The organism is Nocardioides sp. Soil805 (assembly GCF_001429625.1).
Lineage (GTDB): Bacteria > Actinomycetota > Actinomycetes > Propionibacteriales > Nocardioidaceae > Nocardioides.
Window position 1 is genome coordinate 214,841 of record NZ_LMSU01000002.1, and the last position, 17,594, is coordinate 232,434.

Genomic DNA, 17,594 nt, shown 5'->3' on the forward strand with positions numbered 1-17,594 from the left:
GGCTGTCGGCGGCGGCCGGTACGGTCGCGGCCATGAAGAAGTGGGCGGTCCCCGAACACAGCAACAGCCAAGTGCGCAAGGCGAGCAAGATCGTCGGCAAGGGGCAGGGCACGCCCGAGGAGACCGCCGCGGCGCGGGACGTCCTGAGCAACTACCGTCTCGCCCACGCGTTTCCTCTCAACACCGTGACGGTCACCGTAAAGGCGCGGGCGCTGGCCGTGAACTCCGACGCAGTCGTCGCGCAGCGCCACAAGCGCATGCCGACGATCCTGGACAAGTTGAAGCGCCACCCTTCGATGAGCGTGACAACGATGCAGGACCTCGGCGGCTGCCGGGTCGTGCTGGAGAGCGTCGCCGAGGTCGACGAACTCGTCGAGGTCCTACGTGACTCGCCGAGGAGTAGCAACCCGGTCAACCGGGTCTACGACTACCTGCGCGAGGATCCGGGCCCGCGCGACTCCGGGTACCGCGGCGTCCATCTCGTGTACGAGTACGGGGCCTCCAAGGAGGAGTACCACGGCCTGCAGATCGAACTGCAGGTCCGCACACAACTGCAGCACGCGTGGGCGACGGCTGTCGAGACGATGGACCTCTTCTCCGGCAGCGAGCTGAAGTACGGCAAGGGCGACCCGGAGGTCCTCCGGTTCTTCGTCGTCGTGTCCTCCCTCATGGCGCACGAGGAGGGGGTCGCCCCGGTGCCGGGCGCCGACGCGCCGGCGGAGGACCTGCTGGGAGAGCTGGCGCGGTTGGAACAAGACCACAACGTCGTCGGGCGGCTGCGGACGTACGAGTCGCTCGTGGGCGACCATGCGACGAGCGACCGCCGCAACGTGCTGACCCTGGAACTCTGGCGTCGGGAGGGCCGCCTGACGGTTACGGTCCACGAGACTCTGGCCCTCGCTCAGGCCCGCCTGACCGAGTTGGAGGCGTTGGAGGACGATGACCTCGACGCGGTGCTGGTCAACATCGCCCGTATCAGCCAACTGCGAGAGGCATACCCCAACTACTACGCCGACACCGGCAGGTTCACCGAGTTTGTGACATCACGCCTCGAGGGCCGCATGGACTAGGGCCACCGGGGCATTGGCCGCGGTCGAAAAAGTTCTGCCGGCAATCCTTCGATGCGTCTCAGCTACGTTCCCGGCCAAGCATCAAGCTCGTGCCAGGTCGGCGGTGTCTCGCGCCGTAAGCAATTCGGACATCGCGTGATAGCGCTGCCCCTGCGCAAAGGCACTTCCTCTGCCGCGACGGCTGTGGGTGATAGGGGCCGGAAGCGTCTGCGTCTCTGAATCACGGGGTCCCGAAAGGACGAAGACCTGGTAGACGCTTCCGTCCCACACCCGCGGCTTCCTCGCCTTCGTGGTCGAGATGGCACTCCCAACGATCTTGTCGAGCGGATCGCCCGTCTTTAGCAAACGTGCGGCGTTCTGCTTACTCCAATCGATGGCATCGAACCACTCAAGGATTCTTGGAATCACCGGTTTCACTTCTTGGTCCGCGTAGAACGCAAGATGGTCTACAACCCGGACCGATCGACCCGCCGGAAAGATGTAAACGTTCTGCTTGTAAGTCTCGTAGAGCTCCCATGCCTCCCCGGCAGGGACGACGATCACGTTGCGAGGTGGGTCGATCGGTCTCTCTTGGGCGATCGCGGTCACGCGTTCGAGAGACCGCATCCAACGGGCAGCTTCTGGATCGATCCAGCCTGCGAGCCGAACGATCTTCTGCACCTCCCCTCGTACATCAAGTTCGATGAGGCTGCCATGGTGAGCGATCCGATTCCGGAGGCGGTTTAGCGAGTCGAGGTAGGCCAAGATGACCGGTCGATCGGCTCGGGAGTGACGAAACACGAACTTCAACGAGTGCCGCCACAGTTCCTCGTACTCGTTCTCAAACATCGTCCGCCAAAAGCCGAAGGTGACATTGGAATAGATACGCCCTGCAGTCGGGGTCTTACCGAGTTGCTTGAGTCGCCCTTCGACCTCGAGAATCCGCTTCGCGCCTTGCACCCATGGCGTGCCCGGTGGAAGCAACGGTGTTGGGCCGTCGTGCTCAAGTTGGCGAACGATCGCGTTACGTAGCAGGACTTCGAAGTGGTGGATCACCTCAAACAAAGCAGACGACGCTCGCGCGTTCCACTCGTACAGGCGGCTCGCGACGTCCGCATCGCCACCGGCGGCGTCCTCGTATTCGGCGAAGCGCGGCCGAGAGAGCCAAGCGGGGTCGATGCGGACAGGCACGCTCGAAGTCATGCGGGATGGTACCGTTGCAGCATTGCCCCAGGTCGGCCTCTATCGGCATCTTCGGATTGCGCGACAAGCCCCTGGGGCTTAGTTCTGTCCCGCGACAACCCGGATCCACCGCAGCACCCGTGGGAAACGGTCTGTCCTCCGTCGACGACGCTCGCGTCGCGGTCGGGACATCCACGTCTGCACGGCTGGCGTTCCCCGCGTGGGTGTCCACCCACCGACTTCGCCGACTCGAGCTCTTCTGCGCCCTGGTGACGAGTATGACGACTTGGCCAATGCGTTCTCGATGACAGAGCCGAGTCTCCTGCTGGTTCCGTTCTCACCGACGCCATGGCCCGATCGGTGGGCGCGAGTCGTGCGGGCGATGGCCCTACGAAAGTTCGCGATCGGCAAGAGGGATCAGGTCTATGTGCCGAAGGTGCTCAACTCGGTGACGAACTCTCTGACCGACCGGACCCTGCCGCCAACGTGGCTAGCTATCGAGAGGGCTTCCATGGACTCGGCCTTGCGATCCTCGCGCATGAGGGCGACGGAGACGAGAGAACCGCGCCGGAGATCATCGAGGACTTGATCTACGGCGGGCTACTACACGGCGACTACCACCGGCACGAAAGGATGAAGGTTCGCCCCAACATGGCGCACGATCTTTCGCTGTGGCAGTTCACCGGCGACGTGGAGCACTTCGTCAGACAACTTCGTGGGGTGATTCGCGCAAGCATTGAAGAGGGTCTGCTGGTGGGACCCGAACCGCTGGCGGAGGGCTAACGATGCTGCGTCCATCCGCCGCTTGATGGCTGCGTTGAACGCGCTCCGGTCGACCCAACTGGCTCGACCAAGCCCAGATGGGCTGCTGCATCGCACCGCCCGGGCAGGATGCGCCCGCGGAGTGCCGCACCGTCCGGGCAGGATGTGCCCATGGCAATCCTTCGGTCACGACGCTTGGCCACCGTTCTCGGTGCGCCGGTAGACCACCTGAGTGCCGCGAATATCGAGGCGATGGTTGATAACCGGATTCCGGAGGCATTCGATCTCGACTTCAAGGGCACGCTGTACGGCAACAGCGACAAGGACCGACGCGACCTGTGCGGCGACGTCGCATCGCTCGCCAACGCATCCGGCGGACTCATCGTTCTCGGCGTTGAGGAAGATGACCACGCTGTGGCCAGCAGTGCGCCAGGAGTCGAACTCAGCGACGACGAACGAAACCGGATGCTCCAGATCCTTGCGTCGGGCATCGCGCCCCTGCCCGCCGTCGAGATCCACTCGGTGCCGAGCACCGCTGATCCCAGTCGCGGATGGTGGCTAGTGGCGGTCCCGCGGTCGAGTGGCGCTCCGCACGCCGTGATTGTCAACGACGGATTCCGCTTTCCCATACGGCACGGCACGACTACGCGCTACCTGTCCGAACCGGAAGTCGCAGCCGAGTACCGCCGCCGCGACATGCGCTCGTCGAACCTCGCGGTGCGTCTGGCCGAGGTCCTGAAGGACGCGCTGGCGAACGTGGACCGAAATCACGGAGCATGGGTGGTCGTAGGGCTGGTCCCCGAGCACGCTGGCGCACTGGAGATCAGCCAGAAGCGCCTAGATGAGATGCGACAGAACTACGCGGGACGAGAGCTTTTCGACGTCGGACGTGCCGGTGCCCACTTCTCCTGGGTCCGCACCGGGCGGGGCAAGTACACGGTCGGCGACGGTCCTCATGCGCGTGCTGACTCCCCACTCCCGCACTACGGCTACGCAGAGCTGCACACCGACGGCACAGGTTCCTACGCAATCGAACTGTGGGACCTGGCTGACCGCCTGCGCCAACGGGATCGTGAGGGAGAGGAACCAGTCGAGGACCAGATCGTGCCCGACGAGATCATTGCCTTGGCCCTGCTGAACGGGCTGCGCCGCCTCGGAGCGCACGCGCGCGACACCACCGGCGCCGCAGGGGCAGCCAACCTCCTGGCCCAGCTCGTTCCCTCGCCGGGAAGGACCGTGCAGATCGGGCACACACGACGATTCGGCTTCGCTGAGTCGCGCAGCGGCAACGGCGTCTCCACCAGCGCTATCGCCGAGACCGCCGCCGCCCTGGACGACATCGCCGAGCCAGGCGCGGCACTCGTCGCCACCGCCGCGCGACTACTCGACGAACTGGGCAACTCGTTCGGGATCCCCGAAATGGGTCAGCTCTCGCTCGACGGAGAAATCAGGGTTCGGTACTGGCAGGACGCCGGACCACTGGTCACGTGGGCTGAACAACACGGCGTTGTCACCACCGACACGGCCATCGCCGGCACGTAGCTCTTGCTCCTCACTGGGCCGGTAAGACCGGACGACCGGTTATGCGCAATGTGCCCCATTCCGCCGCCTGTCATCGTCGTGGCCGGGCGGCGTGGGTCATAGAGTCTCTGCATGCCCAACAAGCCGAACGTCGTTCTGCGCGGAGGCCCGGCGGACGGCCAGATCTCGTACCTTCCCGTTCTAGGGGACCCGATGCCTTTCGAGGACGTCGGCGGTGGCTCGATCACCTACGTGGACAACGACGAGCTCGAGGAGCACCAGGGCATCCAGTTGCGGGTATACGTGCCGAAAGACTGACCACCCTGAGAACGGTGTAGTCCATTCCGCCGCCTGAGTTGCTCACTTCGTTGTCTGTAGTTGAGGGTGAATCCGTGGACAGCATGGAACAAGAGATTGACTACGAGTCATATGTGACGCGCATGCCGCTCGACGACACGCTGCTCGAGGACTTGGGCCGCCTCAACTGGGCAGCGGCCCGTCTCCACCACGCGATTCGCGACGCGATCGATGAGATCGATGGTGCTCCTTCGGATGACCCTTTTGTGGACTGGTCACTAGGCAAGGCGCTTGGCGAGTTGAATCGTCGCGCTGAGGCTTTGGGCACTGATGAGGGCCGACGACTGTCCCAATGGTGCCGCCAGACGCGGGGGGCAGTTCAAGGTCGCAATGGGATCGTGCACGCCGTGGCCTACACGGACGAGGACGGTGCTCAGGCGCTCCGAACCTTGTCGGGCGAAGGCAGGGTCACCGTCCACCTCCTGCGGGTCGTTACAGGCATGCTGGTTCACGCAACAAGCACGATGCCGCCAGTCCGGCAGGTAGTAGTTCTGGCGCAGCTTCTCATGCGCCCGGTCCTCGTTCTCGACTTGCTCGGCGCACCACGATGGCATTCGCCGTCGTGCGTCTTTCCGCCGCCTGTCGGCGAACGCAGTCAGCGCCTCACACGATGTCAGACGCAGTGGTTTCGTCGTACGACGAGCTGTTCGGGTCCAGCGAGTCAAGCAAGCGCTCGGCCTTGTCGATCGCGCGAGACGCCTCTGCCCACTTCGCTTGAAGGCTGGGCGTCAGCGCGTCGTTGTCGCAGCCGTAGTCATAGATGCAGTCGTTCCAGTCACTGACTGTGCCAGCGTATGCATTGAACGCGTTCTCCAACCGAGCGCCGACGGTCAGGCAGGTACCCGTGCCGAGCTCGTCGATGTCGATGCGGTTGTATGCGACCGACGCCTCTCCCACCATGTCGGAGAGGTCGGACTGGTTGAGCCCCACGTCGAGTCGGGCGTCAACCGTCTGCAGCGAGTTCAACAGAGGGTCGAGCTGATCGAGGCATGAGCCGTAGTGCGACTCTGCATCAGCGAGCTTCGCAGCGGCGGCCTCTTCTTCGGCTTGTCGCGCCTCGTCAGCGGCCTTCTCCTCAGCCTCTTGCTTGCGCTCGGCGGCCTCGCGCCGTTCGGCGGCAGCGACATCGGCGCGATGGTTCAGGACGAGCACGACCGTGACCGCGCCCAGGACGACGAGAACTGCGGCGACCACGGTCGCGACTACCCAACGGGCCGGCCGCTTTGCGCCGTGAGCGTTGTCGGACAAGTAGTCAGCATCACCCGAGAATGTGGCACTCGATCCGGGAACTGCGACCGCCTCCGCAGGCGTCTGTCCTGTCTGCTCCGGCACGTTCTGGTCGGAGCGACCTTCCTCGGGCGTGCCGATGTTGTCGTTCATGTTGTCCCCCTCGGACGACCTTGCACCGAGTCAGTCCGACCCTGCATGCATCGTTCACGCCTAGCCCCGTGGCCAAGCCATATCCATGAATTCTCGTTCGAGTTTGACGACCTGTCCTGCGATCGGGCCAAAGGGCCACTCGACTGGAACCGCATGAAGCGCGAGATGAGTGTCTGCGGCCAGTTGGACCGGGGCTTCCTCGGACCCGTTGTTAGAGCTCGACCACGGTGCTGCGGGAACCTTGCGGTTCGCTTGACTACCTGGATTCCACCGTGGCAGACCCGCTTCATAGCGCCGCCTATCGCGTTCGGCTCCGGGCAACGCAGATTCTGACCCTTGCATGTGCTCGACACCCCGGCTCGGCCCTCGACGAGTGCGCTCTGAGTCGCCGACGTCGCTGCGACCAGTTCTCGGTTTCCGACCCCAACTCCGTCGGTAGCCGCGAGAATTGTTCGGTGTCTCGGACTCTCGGTGCCTCGATCCTTCTCGCATGCCTCGCCCTGGCCGGCTGCGGCGGCGGCCGAGCCGCCGGTGCCGACCCCGCACCGGCTGCCACGGTGACAGTAACCGCCTCGCCAGCTGTCACAGAGCCTCCAAAAGCGAGCGTGCCGCCCACCAAACCCAAGTTGACCAAGGCTGAGCGCCTGCTAGATCAGACGCGCAAGAACAACAAGGACCTAAGCAACGGCGCGCAGACCTTCATCCTTGCCGATGGTGGTGGAGCTTCTGGCGCGATCAAGGCTGAGATCAAGCCGTGCCAAGCCTCGCCGTCGTCGTACTACACGGCAAGACACGGGTGCTTCATCGCCGTGTACGTGGCGTTCAGTTCGGGCGTCGACAACCTGCCAATCAATGCGGCCGACTTCTACATCCTCGGCCCCGAGAACCGGCGCTACAACCAGGGTGTTGGCGACGCAGGTCTCGTCCCGATGGAGGTCGAACGTCTCTACTTCAGCAACCTCAACAAGGGTGAGGTCCTAGATGGGTTTCTGTCGTTCGACGCCCCGGCTCATGGTCGCCTCGTGTACGACCCCGCATACGCCACCAGTCAGATCTTCTGGTCGTACTGACAGGGTCGTTCTCGCGGGTCACATGGCTGTGCCCACCGCAGTCCGCTTACACCAACTCTGATTTCGCATGGGGGGTGCGACCCAAGCTCCAACGCGAACTTCAGCCTGATCCGCGAACTGCCCCATACCGCCGCCTGTCGTCGTGGGCGATGCCCGGCTGCAACTGCCGGTCAGTCCCGCAGGGGGCCTCTAGTCTTTGCGGGCGGGTCGGTGACTACCGCACTTGGTGCAGACCATCAGGGTTCGTTTCAGCTCATCCCTCTTCAGCGGCAGCACCTTGTGGTTTGTCTTGGTGTGACAGACGCCGCAGAAGTGATTCGTGTAGCGATCGTCCATATCGCAACGGTCGCAGACCGCGACGAGGGGCGAACGACAGACTGTCATCTTGGTCACCTCCAAAGGGAACGGCTGCGCCGTAGTTGCGCCTGAGGTCTTCGGCGCCAACTCGCAGGACGGGCCCCTACCGTTGGGACACGCCATTTGCCGCGAACTGCGCGCCCTGCATGTGGATCCTTTCGCCGCGAGCATGGTTCAACGGCGTCGGAGCGTCCCACTCTGGTCAATCCACCACACTTCTATGCCTGTGGCGCTCAGCGAGCCAGCAGTCTCGAAGTGCAACTGCCGGTAGCGCGGGAAGTCGGGAAGGGCGATCACGCTGCTCCAGGTTGGTTCCTTCCCACGTAAGCGCATTGCTGCAAGTACGGCCTGCGAATACCAGTGGCCAGCCTGGGTGCTGGGGCTTGCGCGTTTTTGCTCGCCGGCACGAGCGGGGTCGGCGTAGGTGCGGCTGGGGAAGCCCTTGACCTCGATGCCGACCGTCTGCCCGTCCCGAGCAGCAATCACGTCGATGCCGTGCTCCTTGGTGGCGGTGTTGGCAACCGACAGGATGCGCCAGCCATCGGTTGCGAGCGCGGTCACCAACACGGCCTGGACGTTTGCTTCCGCGTGCCATTCATTCGCCGCCTGCGTGACCTCTGCGGACTCCGGCGGAGAAGCAGCACTGCCGGACGCTGGTCCCGGCTCGACCAAGTCGTCAGCGCGAGCTGTCCGACCCTGCTGTGCGCTTGCCCGTACCTCAGTGCCGTCGGCGGCGCGCCAGTCTTCGACTTCGTCTTGGGTGGCTAGCCGAAAGATGCCGCGATCGATCCGGGTAAGGAACGGCTCCTTCCCGGAGAACTGGGACCGGTCCCCAACGTTCCAGCACGCCCCGCGGATGTGCGTGCGCACGGTTCGATCATTGGCTTGGGATGGCGCGTGACGTCGGAACCACGACAGTGCCTCTTGAGACGTGAAGGGACCCGATTGAGTTTCGACGTACTCCCGCAATCGGTCCCAGACCGTGACTCGCTCGTTTGCATCCACGCCTTCAGGCTTACACAACGTGATCACAAAAAGACCTTGAACGGCGTGAAGGTTGCGGCATCGCTGAGCTTCTCGGCGCGGCGCTTCGCCCTCCGCGCCCACGTGGTACCCGGGTCTCTCCGCCGCCAGAGGACTCGAGCTTTGAGTGTCCCCGTCCGTCTCCGCGTCGGAGGATGCTCTTCGGTCCAAGGACTCTGCGACAGTCCCCAGCGCTACGCTCCCGTTCGTGACTGGAGCGCAGATCCTGGACCGCCTTGCCGGCGACGGGAGGATCGCCGCCGACTGGGTTGCGGGTCTTCGCGCGGCCGACGCTGGCATCGACACCAAGCTCGAGGCCTGCTTGGCGAAGGTGGCCGACGCCGGCCCCTACCTGCCAGTTGAGGAGGATGAGAACTCGGTCATCTGGCGAGCCTTCGAATTGCCCCTCAACCAAGTGCGGGTCCTGGTCCTCGGACAGGATCCCTACCCGAACCCGGCACGCGCGACGGGCTTGAGCTTCTCCACCGGCCCGGGCGGCGATGTGCCGGATTCGCTAGCCAACATCTTCCGGGAGCTCCCCGTCGAGTACTCGCCGCCCAAGACCGGCGACCTCACCTCATGGACCAAGCAGGGCGTCATGCTGCTCAACCGCTCCCTGACCCTTCCCTGCGACATACAGCCACGGCCGAAGCGGCATATCCGGTGGTGGTCGCCGCTGGCCGTAGCCACCGCGAAGGCAATCCGGGTGGAGGCCACTGCTCGGCCGATCGCCGCAATGCTTTGGGGAGTACCTGCCCACGGCATGCGCAAGTACCTGGCGCCCGAGGTCGAAGTTTTCGCGTCCAGCCACCCGTCGCCGATGTCGGTACTCCGAACAGCCGGCGCCGAACCGGCGTTCGGCGGCTCCGATCCCTTCGGCAGGGTCAACCGCTGGTTCGCGAGCCGACACGTCGACCCCGTCGACTGGACCATCCTCGATTGAGTCGACGCAGCGGGCCCAATGACCGCCTCACCCTGAGCGACCACTCATGCAGTCATTCGCCGCGGTAGCCCGTGCTGGCCATCGGCATGTGGACAGCGCATGCTTGTCACATGGAGCAGCCTCCCTTTGCGGTGGCCGTCGATCACCAGCGCGTCGATGCGTGGAGTCTCGTGCGTTTGCCGTTCGAGCCCCGGGGGTGGCTCCGCGACTACCGAGGCGCCCTACAACGCGCTCTGCGTGCGATAACGCCAAGCCCCACGGGCATCCTTGTCGCCGAGTACGGCACGCCAGATGACAGCTTCGTTGATCTTGAGAACGTCCTGCTCTACAACGTCGGCACAGGTTGCTACGCGCACCTTGCCAAGCACGGGATCGTCTGCCAGCGTAAGGCGAGCGTCGATGACCTCCACCGCGTCACCTACAGCGTCGTAGAGCCGGCGGCGGTGATTTCGCCCTCCGCCGCCGGACTTGCTTCGGCTCAGCTCACCCACATGCCAACAGCAAGTACGCCGGCGCACTGGTGGGCCGACTTCCGCACGTCCCTACACGTCTACGCGGGCACGGCATACGACGGACGATTCGGCATTGAAGTTGACGTCGGATCGCGCTGGGACCGAGACCTTGCCTCCTCAATCAAGCCAATGCTGGACGGGCTCGTTGCTGCCCTGCACGCCCATGACGGATCCGAGCGTGACCACGTCTCTGCTGCACTCTCGTGTGTGGGCGAAGGTGGTCGCCTTTGGACTCTCCTGAACGATCCGAACCAAGCGATCTTCGGCAAGCGCCGGCTTGTGCGGCCCCACGGAACAGGCATCGCTTGGAACCCGGCGGACGAGCGTTGCGACTACTTCGCTGTCATACGGCGACCGCGGCCAGACGCACTGTCTGCAAGGATCGTCACGCTGATGCAATGAGGGCCTGTCTATGCCCCGCATCGCGACAGTCGAATAGGCGGACAACGCGGCCGCCTTAGACGACCTCATAATCTGTGACCTGGTGAGTCCTTTATCGTCTTCTCGCAACGCCATCGGCACAAGGACGTGTAAGCACATGCTGCGTACGGGCTTCTGGTGTGGCCGCCCGCAAAGCGCGGTATAGGCCCGCGACCTCGATAGCCTGCAGTGCATGCCCATCAAGCTCGAGAACGTCGGGATCGCGGTCCGCGACCTCGAAGCGACGATCGCTTTCTTCACCGACCTGGGGCTCACCGTCCTCGGCCGCGACACGGTGAGCGGCGAGTGGACCGACACGGCCGTCGGCCTCGACGGCAACCACGCCAAGATCGCGATGCTCCAGACGCCGGACGGCAACGGTCGTCTGGAGCTCTTCGAGTACATCCATCCCGACGCGATCGAGACAGAGCCGACCCTGCCCAACGAGATCGGCATGCACCGCGTGGCGTTCTCGGTCGACGACATCGACGAGGCGCTCGAGATCGCCGCGCGGCACGGCTGCTACCCGCTGCGCGGCGTGGCGACGTACGAGGACATCTACAAGCTCACCTATCTCCGCGGCCCCAGCGGCATCCTGGTCATGCTCGCCGAGGAGCTGCAGAAGGGCTGACCCCTGCTCTCCGTCGGTGACCGCATCAAGGGGCACGGGCGAGGCCGAACGTAGGCTCGGGCGTGCCAGCCCGCCTCATGCGCAGCCGAGGAGTCTCGTGTCCCGCACATCCACCCGATTCCGGACGATCATGCCCAGCTCCGGACGCGCCGCCCTCGGCGCGACCATCGCCGGCGGCGTCCTGTCCGGCCTGACGGCCGCTCCCGAGCGCGTGGGCCGGCTGTTCCGGCGGCGCTTCCCGACGGTGGCCGTGACCGGCATGACCGGGGTCGGCAAGACCGAGCTGGCCAACCGGCTCACCCGGCGCACCTCCGGCGACGGCGTGGGCGAGGTGGGCTCGGCCGTCATGGAGCGACGTACCCGCCGCTCGCGCAGGCTGCAGGGCTTCCGGTTCCTCGTGGTCCCGGGGGACAACGCGGCCACGCGGCTCTCGGCCCTCGACGAGGTCTTCCACGACGAGCCGGTCGACGGGATCATCCACGTCGTCGCCAACGGGTACGCCACGCCCCGGCGTGTGGCCGGCACGTCCGGCCAGGCGACGGCCAGCCGCGAGGAGCAGCTTGCCGCCGAGCTCGAGGACTGGTCGATCACCGCGCACCGCATCGCCTCCATGGCCGTCCGCCGCGACCGACCCATCTGGCTCGTCATCGCCGTCACCAAGACCGACCTGTACGCCGACGAGCTGGACGACGTCGTCGAGTACTACTCCCCGGGGAGCGGGTCGCCCTTCGGCACCAAGGTCGACGAGCTCCGCGCGCTCGCCGGCGGCGCGAAGCTCTCGGTCGACGTGCTCCCGGTGTCGAGCCAGGGCGGCGACCGCACGTCGGCTGTCTCGGCCAAGAAGGCCGGCGCGATGGTGGACGCCCTCGCGGTCCGGCTCGCCCAGCTCAGCGGTCACGTCTGACGACCCTCATCCCTGGTACGGCGGCGCGACACCCCATCCCCATCGTGGAGTGGGAGCGTGCTCGACGGGTGTGGCCCCTGGCTGCGAGTTCTCCATGGCCAGCCGGGTGCCCCACTCGAGGTACCCGATGATGGCCGCCCGGAACTCCGGGTCGGTGGGCAGCTCTGCCTCGTCGGCGGCGAGGCTCATCGTGGCGGCGAACCGCTGCCGCTGCGCCGGGGTGATGGCCAACCCGAGGTGGTGTCGGAGCATCGACTCGTACCCACCGTGCTGCTGGGTGTAGGTGTCCGGGCCGCCCAGCACCTCGGCCCACCACGCCGCGACGTGCTCGCGGTGGTGCACCGAGACCCCGCCCGGGAAGAAGCCGGACAAGTCGTCGTCGGCCTCCACGCGGTCGTAGAAGCAGTCGATCATCCGGCGTAGCGGCACGAGGCCGCCCGCCCATGAGTACAACGTGGGCAGCTCCGGCTCGCCGATGTCGCTCATGACCTCAGTAGACCCCGGACGTGCCCGTGCACGCGACCGGTCAGAGGGGAACGACAAACGTGACGTCAGTCGGTGGCGAGCTCGTCGTCGACGTACACGGGGCGCGAGACGCGCAGCCCCGCCCAGGTGAAGGGGACGACGGTGGCCATCAGCAGCAGGATCGGGATCGTCCAGCTGTCGGTGGCGGCGTGCAGGATCCCGACGAGCACGGGGCCGACCGCCGCGAGCAGGTAGCCGACCGGCTGGACGAAGCCGGACAGCCGGGCCGTGACGGCGTGGTCGCGAGTGCGGGCGGTGAGCATCGCGATGGTCGTGGGGAACGCGAAGCCGGAGAAGCCGAGCAGCAGCGCCCACAGCCACGGCAATGTCGCCGGGGCCAGGAGGAGCCCGGAGTAGCCCGCGAGCAGGGCCACGCTGAAGGAGGCCATCCACGGCGTCAGGTTCGGCGAGCGGGCGATCACCGTCGGCATCATCAGCGCACCGACGACCCCGAACGCCGTGAGCATCGCCTGCATGGCGCCCGCGGCCGACGGGGAGAGGCCGGCGTCGCGGTAGATCTGGGGCAGCCAGCCGAACTGCACGTAGGCGTGCATCGACTGCACGGCGAAGAGGGTCGCCATCGCCACGGCGGTGCGGGAGTGGAAGATCCGCAGGGTCGGGTCGGCGGCGGGCTCCTCCGCCGGCGTCAATGAGCGCTCACGGAAGGCCAGCCACGCCCAGATCGGCAGCGCCGTCAGCGCCACCAGTCCCCACATGGCCAAGGCCTTGCTCCAGCCGACCTCGGCGGCCACCGGCGCGGTGAGCGCGGAGCCGAGCGTGCCGCCGACGATGAGGCCGGTGCCGTAGATCGTCGGCAGCAGCACGTTGCCGGACGAGGGATGCGCCTTGATCCACGCCGGGACCAGCACGTTGCCCACGGCCATGCCGGACAGCGCCACCGCCGACAGGGCGAGGAACACCCACGCGGTGTCGGTCTGGCTGCGCAGCAGCAGGCCCGCCGCGGCCAGCGTGATACCGACCGCGATGCCCGTCGTGATGCCGATCCGGCGCGCGATGCCCACCGCGGCCGCGCCGACCAGTCCGAAGCACAGCCCGGGCAGGCCGGTGAGGATGCCGGCCACGCCGGAGCCGGTGCCGAGCCCGGCGGTGATCTCCTCCAGGACCGGCCCGACCGAGGAGGCGCCCGGCCTCAGGTTGATGGCGATCAGGACCGTGGCGACGATCGCCACCCCGCGGCCCATCGTCTTCTTGCGGTCCCGCGAGGGCTCCGTCGGGGCCTTCGGGGCAGAAGTGTGCACGTCATTGAGCGTAGGTGAGCGCGGACGGCCGTCCGGAGCCAGCCCGGGTGGGACCGGGTCCGGCGCCTCAGGCACCGGACCGCAGCTCCACCGACACCTCGCCGAGCGCCGGCGCGAGCACGTGCCACGACCCGCCGCCGCTCACGTCGATGGGGGCGACCACCGAGCCGGTGATGACCACGTCGCCGGCCGACAGCGCCGCCCCGCACGACGCCAGGGTCGAGGCGGCCGAGGCCAGGACCTTCCCCGGCTCGCCCGTGAGGTCGAAGGGCGTCGAGGTCGACGCGAACGCCTCGCCGTCGCGGGACACGGTGAAGGAGAGGCCGGCAGGCAGGACCCGGACGACCGTCCCGAGCAGCACGTGCCGGTGGAAGATGTTGCCGGCCAGCACCTCCCCGATGTCGGACGGCGGCGGGTCGAGGTCGGCGAGCTCGATCGCCACCGACCAGCCCGCCACCGCCGCCAGCGCCTCGTCAGGGGTCGCGTCGGCCGCCACGTCGGCGCCGAGGTGGGCGGCCACCTCCGCCTCCAGCATCGGGGTGGTCCACCCCGTGACGTCCACGTCCGCCCCGGAGGCCAGCAGCCGGTCGGCGGTGAGGAAGCCGACCAGCGGGCGGTCGGTGCCGAAGAGGGCCAGTGCCGCAGGCGCACCGAAGCCGAGCTTCCACCCCAGCGGGCCGGCGCCAGAGGAGTGAGCCTCGGCACGGACGGCGAGCATCGCCGTCGTACCGGCGTGGATCCGCGGGTCGAGGCTCACGACGGGTCGTCGAACTCGTCGTCGGGACCGGGCATCCCGTAGCCCGCGGCGGCCAGCGACCCGGCGCCGCTCCAACCCCAGATGAGCAGCACGTCCTCGTCCCCGGTGTTGACGAACCCGTGGTAGTTGCCGCGCGGGGTGAAGATCACGTCCCCGGCCTGCGACGGCTCACGACCCTTGTTGGTGTGGATCTCGCCGCGACCCGACATCACCACGAGGAACTCGTCGGCGTCGGTGTGCAGGTGCCGTTCGTGGCGGGCGCCCGGCGGCAGCACGGTCCGCCCGACGGTGAGGCCGTCGGAGCGGCCGCGCTCGGAGTTGATGAGGTACTGCACCTGCATGTCGACCCAGCCCTCCTCCTCGCGCAGGCCCTGCTCGAGGGGGACCTCGTCGACGGTGGTGCGGAAGGGCGGCTTCGCCTGCTCGGAGGTCGTCATCGGACCTCCACCCCCGCGGCCCGGCGGTAGACGTCGGCGACGCTGACCAGGAAGTCGCGGTCGGCCAGCTCGCTGCTGCGGGCGGCGCTGAGCATCTCGCTCGCGGCCGAGCAGGTCGGCAGCATGACGCCGAGCGTGCGGCCCAGCTCCTGGGCGAGGACCAGGTCCTTCTGCTGCAGCTCGACGTCGGCGAAGACGGTGTCGTCGTCGACCAGCAGCGGCGCGCGGTAGCCGATCACCGGCGAGGCGATCACGCTCTTGAGCGCGGCGTCCACCACGGCGGCCCGGTCGACGCCGGCCTTCTCCACCAGCGTCACCGCCTCCGCGAAGGCCGTCACCGACACGACGAGCGAGAGGTTGATCGCCACCTTGGTGAGGATCGCGTGGCCGTTGGGGCCGATGTAGGTGACCTTGGGGCCGATGGCGTGCAGCAGCTTCTCGACGTGGTCGTACGCCGATCGCTCACCGCCGACCATCACCGACATCTGGCCGGCGGCCAGGGTCGCGGGTGACCCGGAGACGGGGGTGTCGAGGTAGCGCGCGCCGGTCGCGGCGACCTCCTCCGACAGCGCGACGCTGCGCTCGGGGGCGATGGTGCTCAGGTCGGCCCACACCTGGCCGGCACCGAGGCCTGCGAGCAGGCCGTCGTCGCCGTGCGCCGCGCCCTCGATCGCGGCGGTGTTGGTGAGCATCGTGAGGACGACGTTGCACTGCTCGGCCACCTCGCGGGGCGTGTCCGCCCAGCCCATCCCGGCGTCGATGAGGTCCTGGGCCTTGCTGCGTGTCCGGTTCCACCCGACCACGGTGTGGCCCGCGTCCATGAGCCGCCGGGCGATCCCGGAGCCCATGGCCCCGAGCCCCACGAACCCCACGCGTTCGATGTGGTTGTACATGCCTCGCTCCTCTCGTGCCTGTCGGTGCGTCACGTGTTGTGCCGGTCCAGGAAGTCGACGATCGCGGCCAGCGCCTCGCGCTGGACGTCGTCGACCTGCGCGACGCCGTCGGCGTCGGACTCGGGGTAGATGTAGCCGTGCACGTCGTGCGACCACGAGCGCCACTCGGCGTCGGCGCGCTTCTCGGCCAGCAGCTCGTAGGTGAGCCGGAAGATCCCCTGGAGCTCGTCCTCGTCGCGGCCCAGCACCAGCACCGGGATGTCGACGCCGTCCAGCCGGGCCGACACCTCGTCGGGGTCGGCGACCCGGGCGCGGGCGCGCTCGGTGCTGCGGATCTCCATGCTCTCGATGTCGCGCAGGCCGCCGTCGCTGGTCACGGTGGGCACGTCGTCGAGCCGCAGGGTGAGCAGCTCGTGCGAGGCGGGCTCGGCCGCGACGCCCGCGCGGAGCAGGCCGGGGTACTGCGAGAGCAGCTTGAAGAGCATCTCGCCGGCGTGGCTGACGCCGACGTGGAAGAGCCGGTCGCCGTCGATCGCGGGATGGACCGCGACGTGCCTCAGGATCGCGACCTCGTCCTCGTACTCCAGCGGCGCGCGGCTCAGCAGGCCCATGCCCTGCCGCACCGTGCTGCGCATGGCCCCGCCGGTCTGGTAGCCGAGCTCGACCTCGGTGCGGTAACGCACCCACGCGCACGCATACCCGGCGTCGAGCAGCACGTCGGTGACGTGGCGGAAGCGGTGCACCCGGTCGTGCAGCCACCCCATGCCGCCGCCCCCGTTGCCGTAGGCGACGAGCACGAACGGGTGCGGTCCCGGCCCGTCGGGCAGCCGGAGCGCGTACGGCGCGTAGAGGCCGTCGAGGGTCTCGGCCATGAGGTAGTGGGCCGGGCGGTCGGAGCCGGCCAGCGGCTCGACCAGGACGGGGGTGTCGGGGGCGCCCCAGTCGGCGGCACTCACCGGGAGGCGCTCGACGTGCCCGGAGCACCCGCGGCCCAGTAGTCCTCCCTGGCCTTGGACGCGGCCAGCGCCTCGGCGTCCTCGAAGCCGGGCGCCATCGAGGCCGACGTGCCGGCCATGTACTGGTGGTGGTCGACGTCGAGGAGCCGGATCCAGCTCTGCTGGCCGAAGGTCAGCGCGATGACGCAGCCGAGCTCGACCAGCTCGTCCTCGGTGAAGTGGGCGTGCAGCCGGGTCCACAGGCCGTCGCGGTCGTCCTCGTTCCAGGCGATGGCCTGCGCGTAGGCGAGCGCGGCCTTCTGGCGGTCGTCGAACTTGTCGGAGGACTCGAAGTTGAGGAGGTCGTCGTACTGCCCCTCGACCAGGCCCTGCTGGCTGCCCTTGACCGAGCGCTGGTTGCCGCAGAACTCGCAGCTCACCGTGCGGGAGATGTAGACCCGGCACAGCTCCTTGATCGCGTGGTCGCACACGCCGTTGCGGAACATCTTCTCCCACGGCTCGGCGAAGGCCCAGAAGGCCGCGGGCACGTGGGCGCGCACCGCGTTGGTCTCCGGACGGGGCGTGCCCTCGCGGGCGCTGCGGTCCATCTCGGCCTGCATGCGGGGGTCCATGTCGTCGTAGGCGACGTAGGAGATGCGGGGCTGCTTCATGGTGAC

The 17,594-nt window shown here is 67.3% G+C and carries 19 protein-coding genes; 9 read left to right on the top strand and 10 right to left on the bottom strand.

Translation table 11 applies throughout. From position 1 onward, the window contains the following. Positions 1-32: 32 nt before the first annotated feature. The gene (locus ASG94_RS11525) at positions 33-1,070 is read left to right on the top strand and encodes a RelA/SpoT domain-containing protein (RefSeq protein ID WP_056926614.1); all 1,038 of its coding nucleotides are present in this window, start codon (positions 33-35) and stop codon (positions 1,068-1,070) included. Positions 1,071-1,151: 81 nt separating this feature from the next. Here ASG94_RS11525 and ASG94_RS11530 read toward each other — a convergent pair whose 3' ends face one another. Further along, a complete protein-coding gene (locus ASG94_RS11530) occupies positions 1,152-2,252 on the bottom strand; it encodes a hypothetical protein (RefSeq protein WP_200958098.1) in 1,101 nt (366 codons plus the stop codon). Positions 2,253-2,717: 465 nt separating this feature from the next. Here ASG94_RS11530 and ASG94_RS11535 point away from each other — a divergent pair, with 465 nt between their 5' ends. The 3 genes from ASG94_RS11535 (at position 2,718) to ASG94_RS11545 (ending at position 4,832) form a co-directional block, all read left to right on the top strand. Continuing rightward, positions 2,718-3,014 carry a hypothetical protein gene (locus ASG94_RS11535; protein WP_056926616.1) on the top strand — a complete coding sequence of 99 codons (297 nt, stop codon included), beginning with the start codon at positions 2,718-2,720 and terminating at the stop codon, positions 3,012-3,014. Between the two features lie 150 nt (positions 3,015-3,164). Continuing rightward, positions 3,165-4,535 carry an AlbA family DNA-binding domain-containing protein gene (locus tag ASG94_RS11540; protein WP_056926617.1) on the top strand — a complete coding sequence of 457 codons (1,371 nt, stop codon included), beginning with the start codon at positions 3,165-3,167 and terminating at the stop codon, positions 4,533-4,535. A gap of 111 nt (positions 4,536-4,646) precedes the next feature. Next, the gene (locus ASG94_RS11545) at positions 4,647-4,832 is read left to right on the top strand and encodes a hypothetical protein (RefSeq protein ID WP_056926618.1); all 186 of its coding nucleotides are present in this window, start codon (positions 4,647-4,649) and stop codon (positions 4,830-4,832) included. Between the two features lie 642 nt (positions 4,833-5,474). On the opposite strand, the gene ASG94_RS11550 is transcribed toward ASG94_RS11545, so the two are convergent. After that, entirely contained in the window at positions 5,475-6,251 is a 777-nt protein-coding gene (locus tag ASG94_RS11550; protein ID WP_056926619.1) for a hypothetical protein, read from the bottom strand. Between the two features lie 455 nt (positions 6,252-6,706). On the opposite strand from ASG94_RS11550, the gene ASG94_RS11555 reads away from it, so the two are divergent. Continuing rightward, positions 6,707-7,321 (top strand): hypothetical protein, encoded by a 615-nt coding sequence (locus tag ASG94_RS11555; protein WP_156411560.1) that lies wholly within the window; start codon positions 6,707-6,709, stop codon positions 7,319-7,321. Positions 7,322-7,852: 531 nt separating this feature from the next. On the opposite strand, the gene ASG94_RS22660 is transcribed toward ASG94_RS11555, so the two are convergent. Beyond that, complete coding sequence (locus ASG94_RS22660) at positions 7,853-9,001, bottom strand: DUF7669 domain-containing protein (RefSeq protein ID WP_442938487.1); 1,149 nt, start codon at positions 8,999-9,001, stop codon at positions 7,853-7,855. Here ASG94_RS22660 and ASG94_RS11565 point away from each other — a divergent pair. The 4 genes from ASG94_RS11565 to ASG94_RS11580 all read left to right on the top strand — a co-directional run bounded on the left by ASG94_RS11565 (position 8,910) and on the right by ASG94_RS11580 (position 12,111). After that, positions 8,910-9,644, top strand: a complete 735-nt coding sequence (locus ASG94_RS11565; protein WP_162260808.1) for a uracil-DNA glycosylase — start codon at positions 8,910-8,912, stop codon at positions 9,642-9,644. The two genes, ASG94_RS22660 and ASG94_RS11565, sit on opposite strands and share 92 nt — an antisense overlap. A 110-nt stretch (positions 9,645-9,754) precedes the next feature. Further along, a complete protein-coding gene (locus ASG94_RS11570; RefSeq protein WP_056926622.1) occupies positions 9,755-10,558 on the top strand; it encodes a hypothetical protein in 804 nt (267 codons plus the stop codon). Positions 10,559-10,769: 211 nt separating this feature from the next. Next, positions 10,770-11,207, top strand: a complete 438-nt coding sequence (locus ASG94_RS11575; RefSeq protein WP_056926623.1) for a VOC family protein — start codon at positions 10,770-10,772, stop codon at positions 11,205-11,207. A gap of 130 nt (positions 11,208-11,337) precedes the next feature. Beyond that, positions 11,338-12,111: a GTPase domain-containing protein gene (locus ASG94_RS11580; RefSeq protein WP_056926624.1), complete on the top strand. Its 774-nt coding sequence runs from the start codon at positions 11,338-11,340 to the stop codon at positions 12,109-12,111. Positions 12,112-12,117: 6 nt separating this feature from the next. Here the strand turns inward: ASG94_RS11580 and ASG94_RS11585 are convergent, their stop codons facing one another. The 7 genes from ASG94_RS11585 to ASG94_RS11615 all read right to left on the bottom strand — a co-directional run bounded on the left by ASG94_RS11585 (position 12,118) and on the right by ASG94_RS11615 (position 17,588). Then, complete coding sequence (locus tag ASG94_RS11585; protein ID WP_200958100.1) at positions 12,118-12,597, bottom strand: group II truncated hemoglobin; 480 nt, start codon at positions 12,595-12,597, stop codon at positions 12,118-12,120. A gap of 65 nt (positions 12,598-12,662) precedes the next feature. Then, positions 12,663-13,895: an MFS transporter gene (locus ASG94_RS11590; RefSeq protein ID WP_200958101.1), complete on the bottom strand. Its 1,233-nt coding sequence runs from the start codon at positions 13,893-13,895 to the stop codon at positions 12,663-12,665. A gap of 67 nt (positions 13,896-13,962) precedes the next feature. Continuing rightward, positions 13,963-14,652: a fumarylacetoacetate hydrolase family protein gene (locus ASG94_RS11595; RefSeq protein ID WP_056926626.1), complete on the bottom strand. Its 690-nt coding sequence runs from the start codon at positions 14,650-14,652 to the stop codon at positions 13,963-13,965. Further along, positions 14,649-15,089, bottom strand: coding sequence for a cupin domain-containing protein (locus ASG94_RS11600; RefSeq protein ID WP_056926627.1), 441 nt, complete (start codon positions 15,087-15,089; stop codon positions 14,649-14,651). Before ASG94_RS11600 ends, ASG94_RS11595 begins: the two co-directional genes overlap by 4 nt. Then, entirely contained in the window at positions 15,086-16,015 is a 930-nt protein-coding gene (locus ASG94_RS11605) for an NAD(P)-dependent oxidoreductase (protein WP_268788603.1), read from the bottom strand. Before ASG94_RS11605 ends, ASG94_RS11600 begins: the two co-directional genes overlap by 4 nt. Then, positions 16,012-16,938: an alpha/beta hydrolase family protein gene (locus ASG94_RS11610; protein ID WP_056926629.1), complete on the bottom strand. Its 927-nt coding sequence runs from the start codon at positions 16,936-16,938 to the stop codon at positions 16,012-16,014. The genes ASG94_RS11605 and ASG94_RS11610 overlap by 4 nt, the downstream gene beginning before the upstream one ends. Further along, positions 16,935-17,588: a carboxymuconolactone decarboxylase family protein gene (locus ASG94_RS11615; RefSeq protein WP_056926630.1), complete on the bottom strand. Its 654-nt coding sequence runs from the start codon at positions 17,586-17,588 to the stop codon at positions 16,935-16,937. Before ASG94_RS11615 ends, ASG94_RS11610 begins: the two co-directional genes overlap by 4 nt. Positions 17,589-17,594: the final 6 nt, after the last annotated feature.

Coding starts and splice junctions, on each gene's coding strand:
- ASG94_RS11530 (WP_200958098.1), bottom strand. CDS start 2,252: ATGACTTCGAGCGTGCCTGTCCGCATCGACCCCGCTTGGCTCTCTCGG.
- ASG94_RS11615 (WP_056926630.1), bottom strand. CDS start 17,588: ATGAAGCAGCCCCGCATCTCCTACGTCGCCTACGACGACATGGACCCC.
- ASG94_RS11550 (WP_056926619.1), bottom strand. CDS start 6,251: ATGAACGACAACATCGGCACGCCCGAGGAAGGTCGCTCCGACCAGAAC.
- ASG94_RS11570 (WP_056926622.1), top strand. CDS start 9,755: ATGGAGCAGCCTCCCTTTGCGGTGGCCGTCGATCACCAGCGCGTCGAT.
- ASG94_RS11600 (WP_056926627.1), bottom strand. CDS start 15,089: ATGACGACCTCCGAGCAGGCGAAGCCGCCCTTCCGCACCACCGTCGAC.
- ASG94_RS11545 (WP_056926618.1), top strand. CDS start 4,647: ATGCCCAACAAGCCGAACGTCGTTCTGCGCGGAGGCCCGGCGGACGGC.
- ASG94_RS11525 (WP_056926614.1), top strand. CDS start 33: ATGAAGAAGTGGGCGGTCCCCGAACACAGCAACAGCCAAGTGCGCAAG.
- ASG94_RS22660 (WP_442938487.1), bottom strand. CDS start 9,001: ATGCCAGCGTCGGCCGCGCGAAGACCCGCAACCCAGTCGGCGGCGATC.
- ASG94_RS11575 (WP_056926623.1), top strand. CDS start 10,770: ATGCCCATCAAGCTCGAGAACGTCGGGATCGCGGTCCGCGACCTCGAA.
- ASG94_RS11580 (WP_056926624.1), top strand. CDS start 11,338: ATGCCCAGCTCCGGACGCGCCGCCCTCGGCGCGACCATCGCCGGCGGC.
- ASG94_RS11540 (WP_056926617.1), top strand. CDS start 3,165: ATGGCAATCCTTCGGTCACGACGCTTGGCCACCGTTCTCGGTGCGCCG.
- ASG94_RS11585 (WP_200958100.1), bottom strand. CDS start 12,597: ATGAGCGACATCGGCGAGCCGGAGCTGCCCACGTTGTACTCATGGGCG.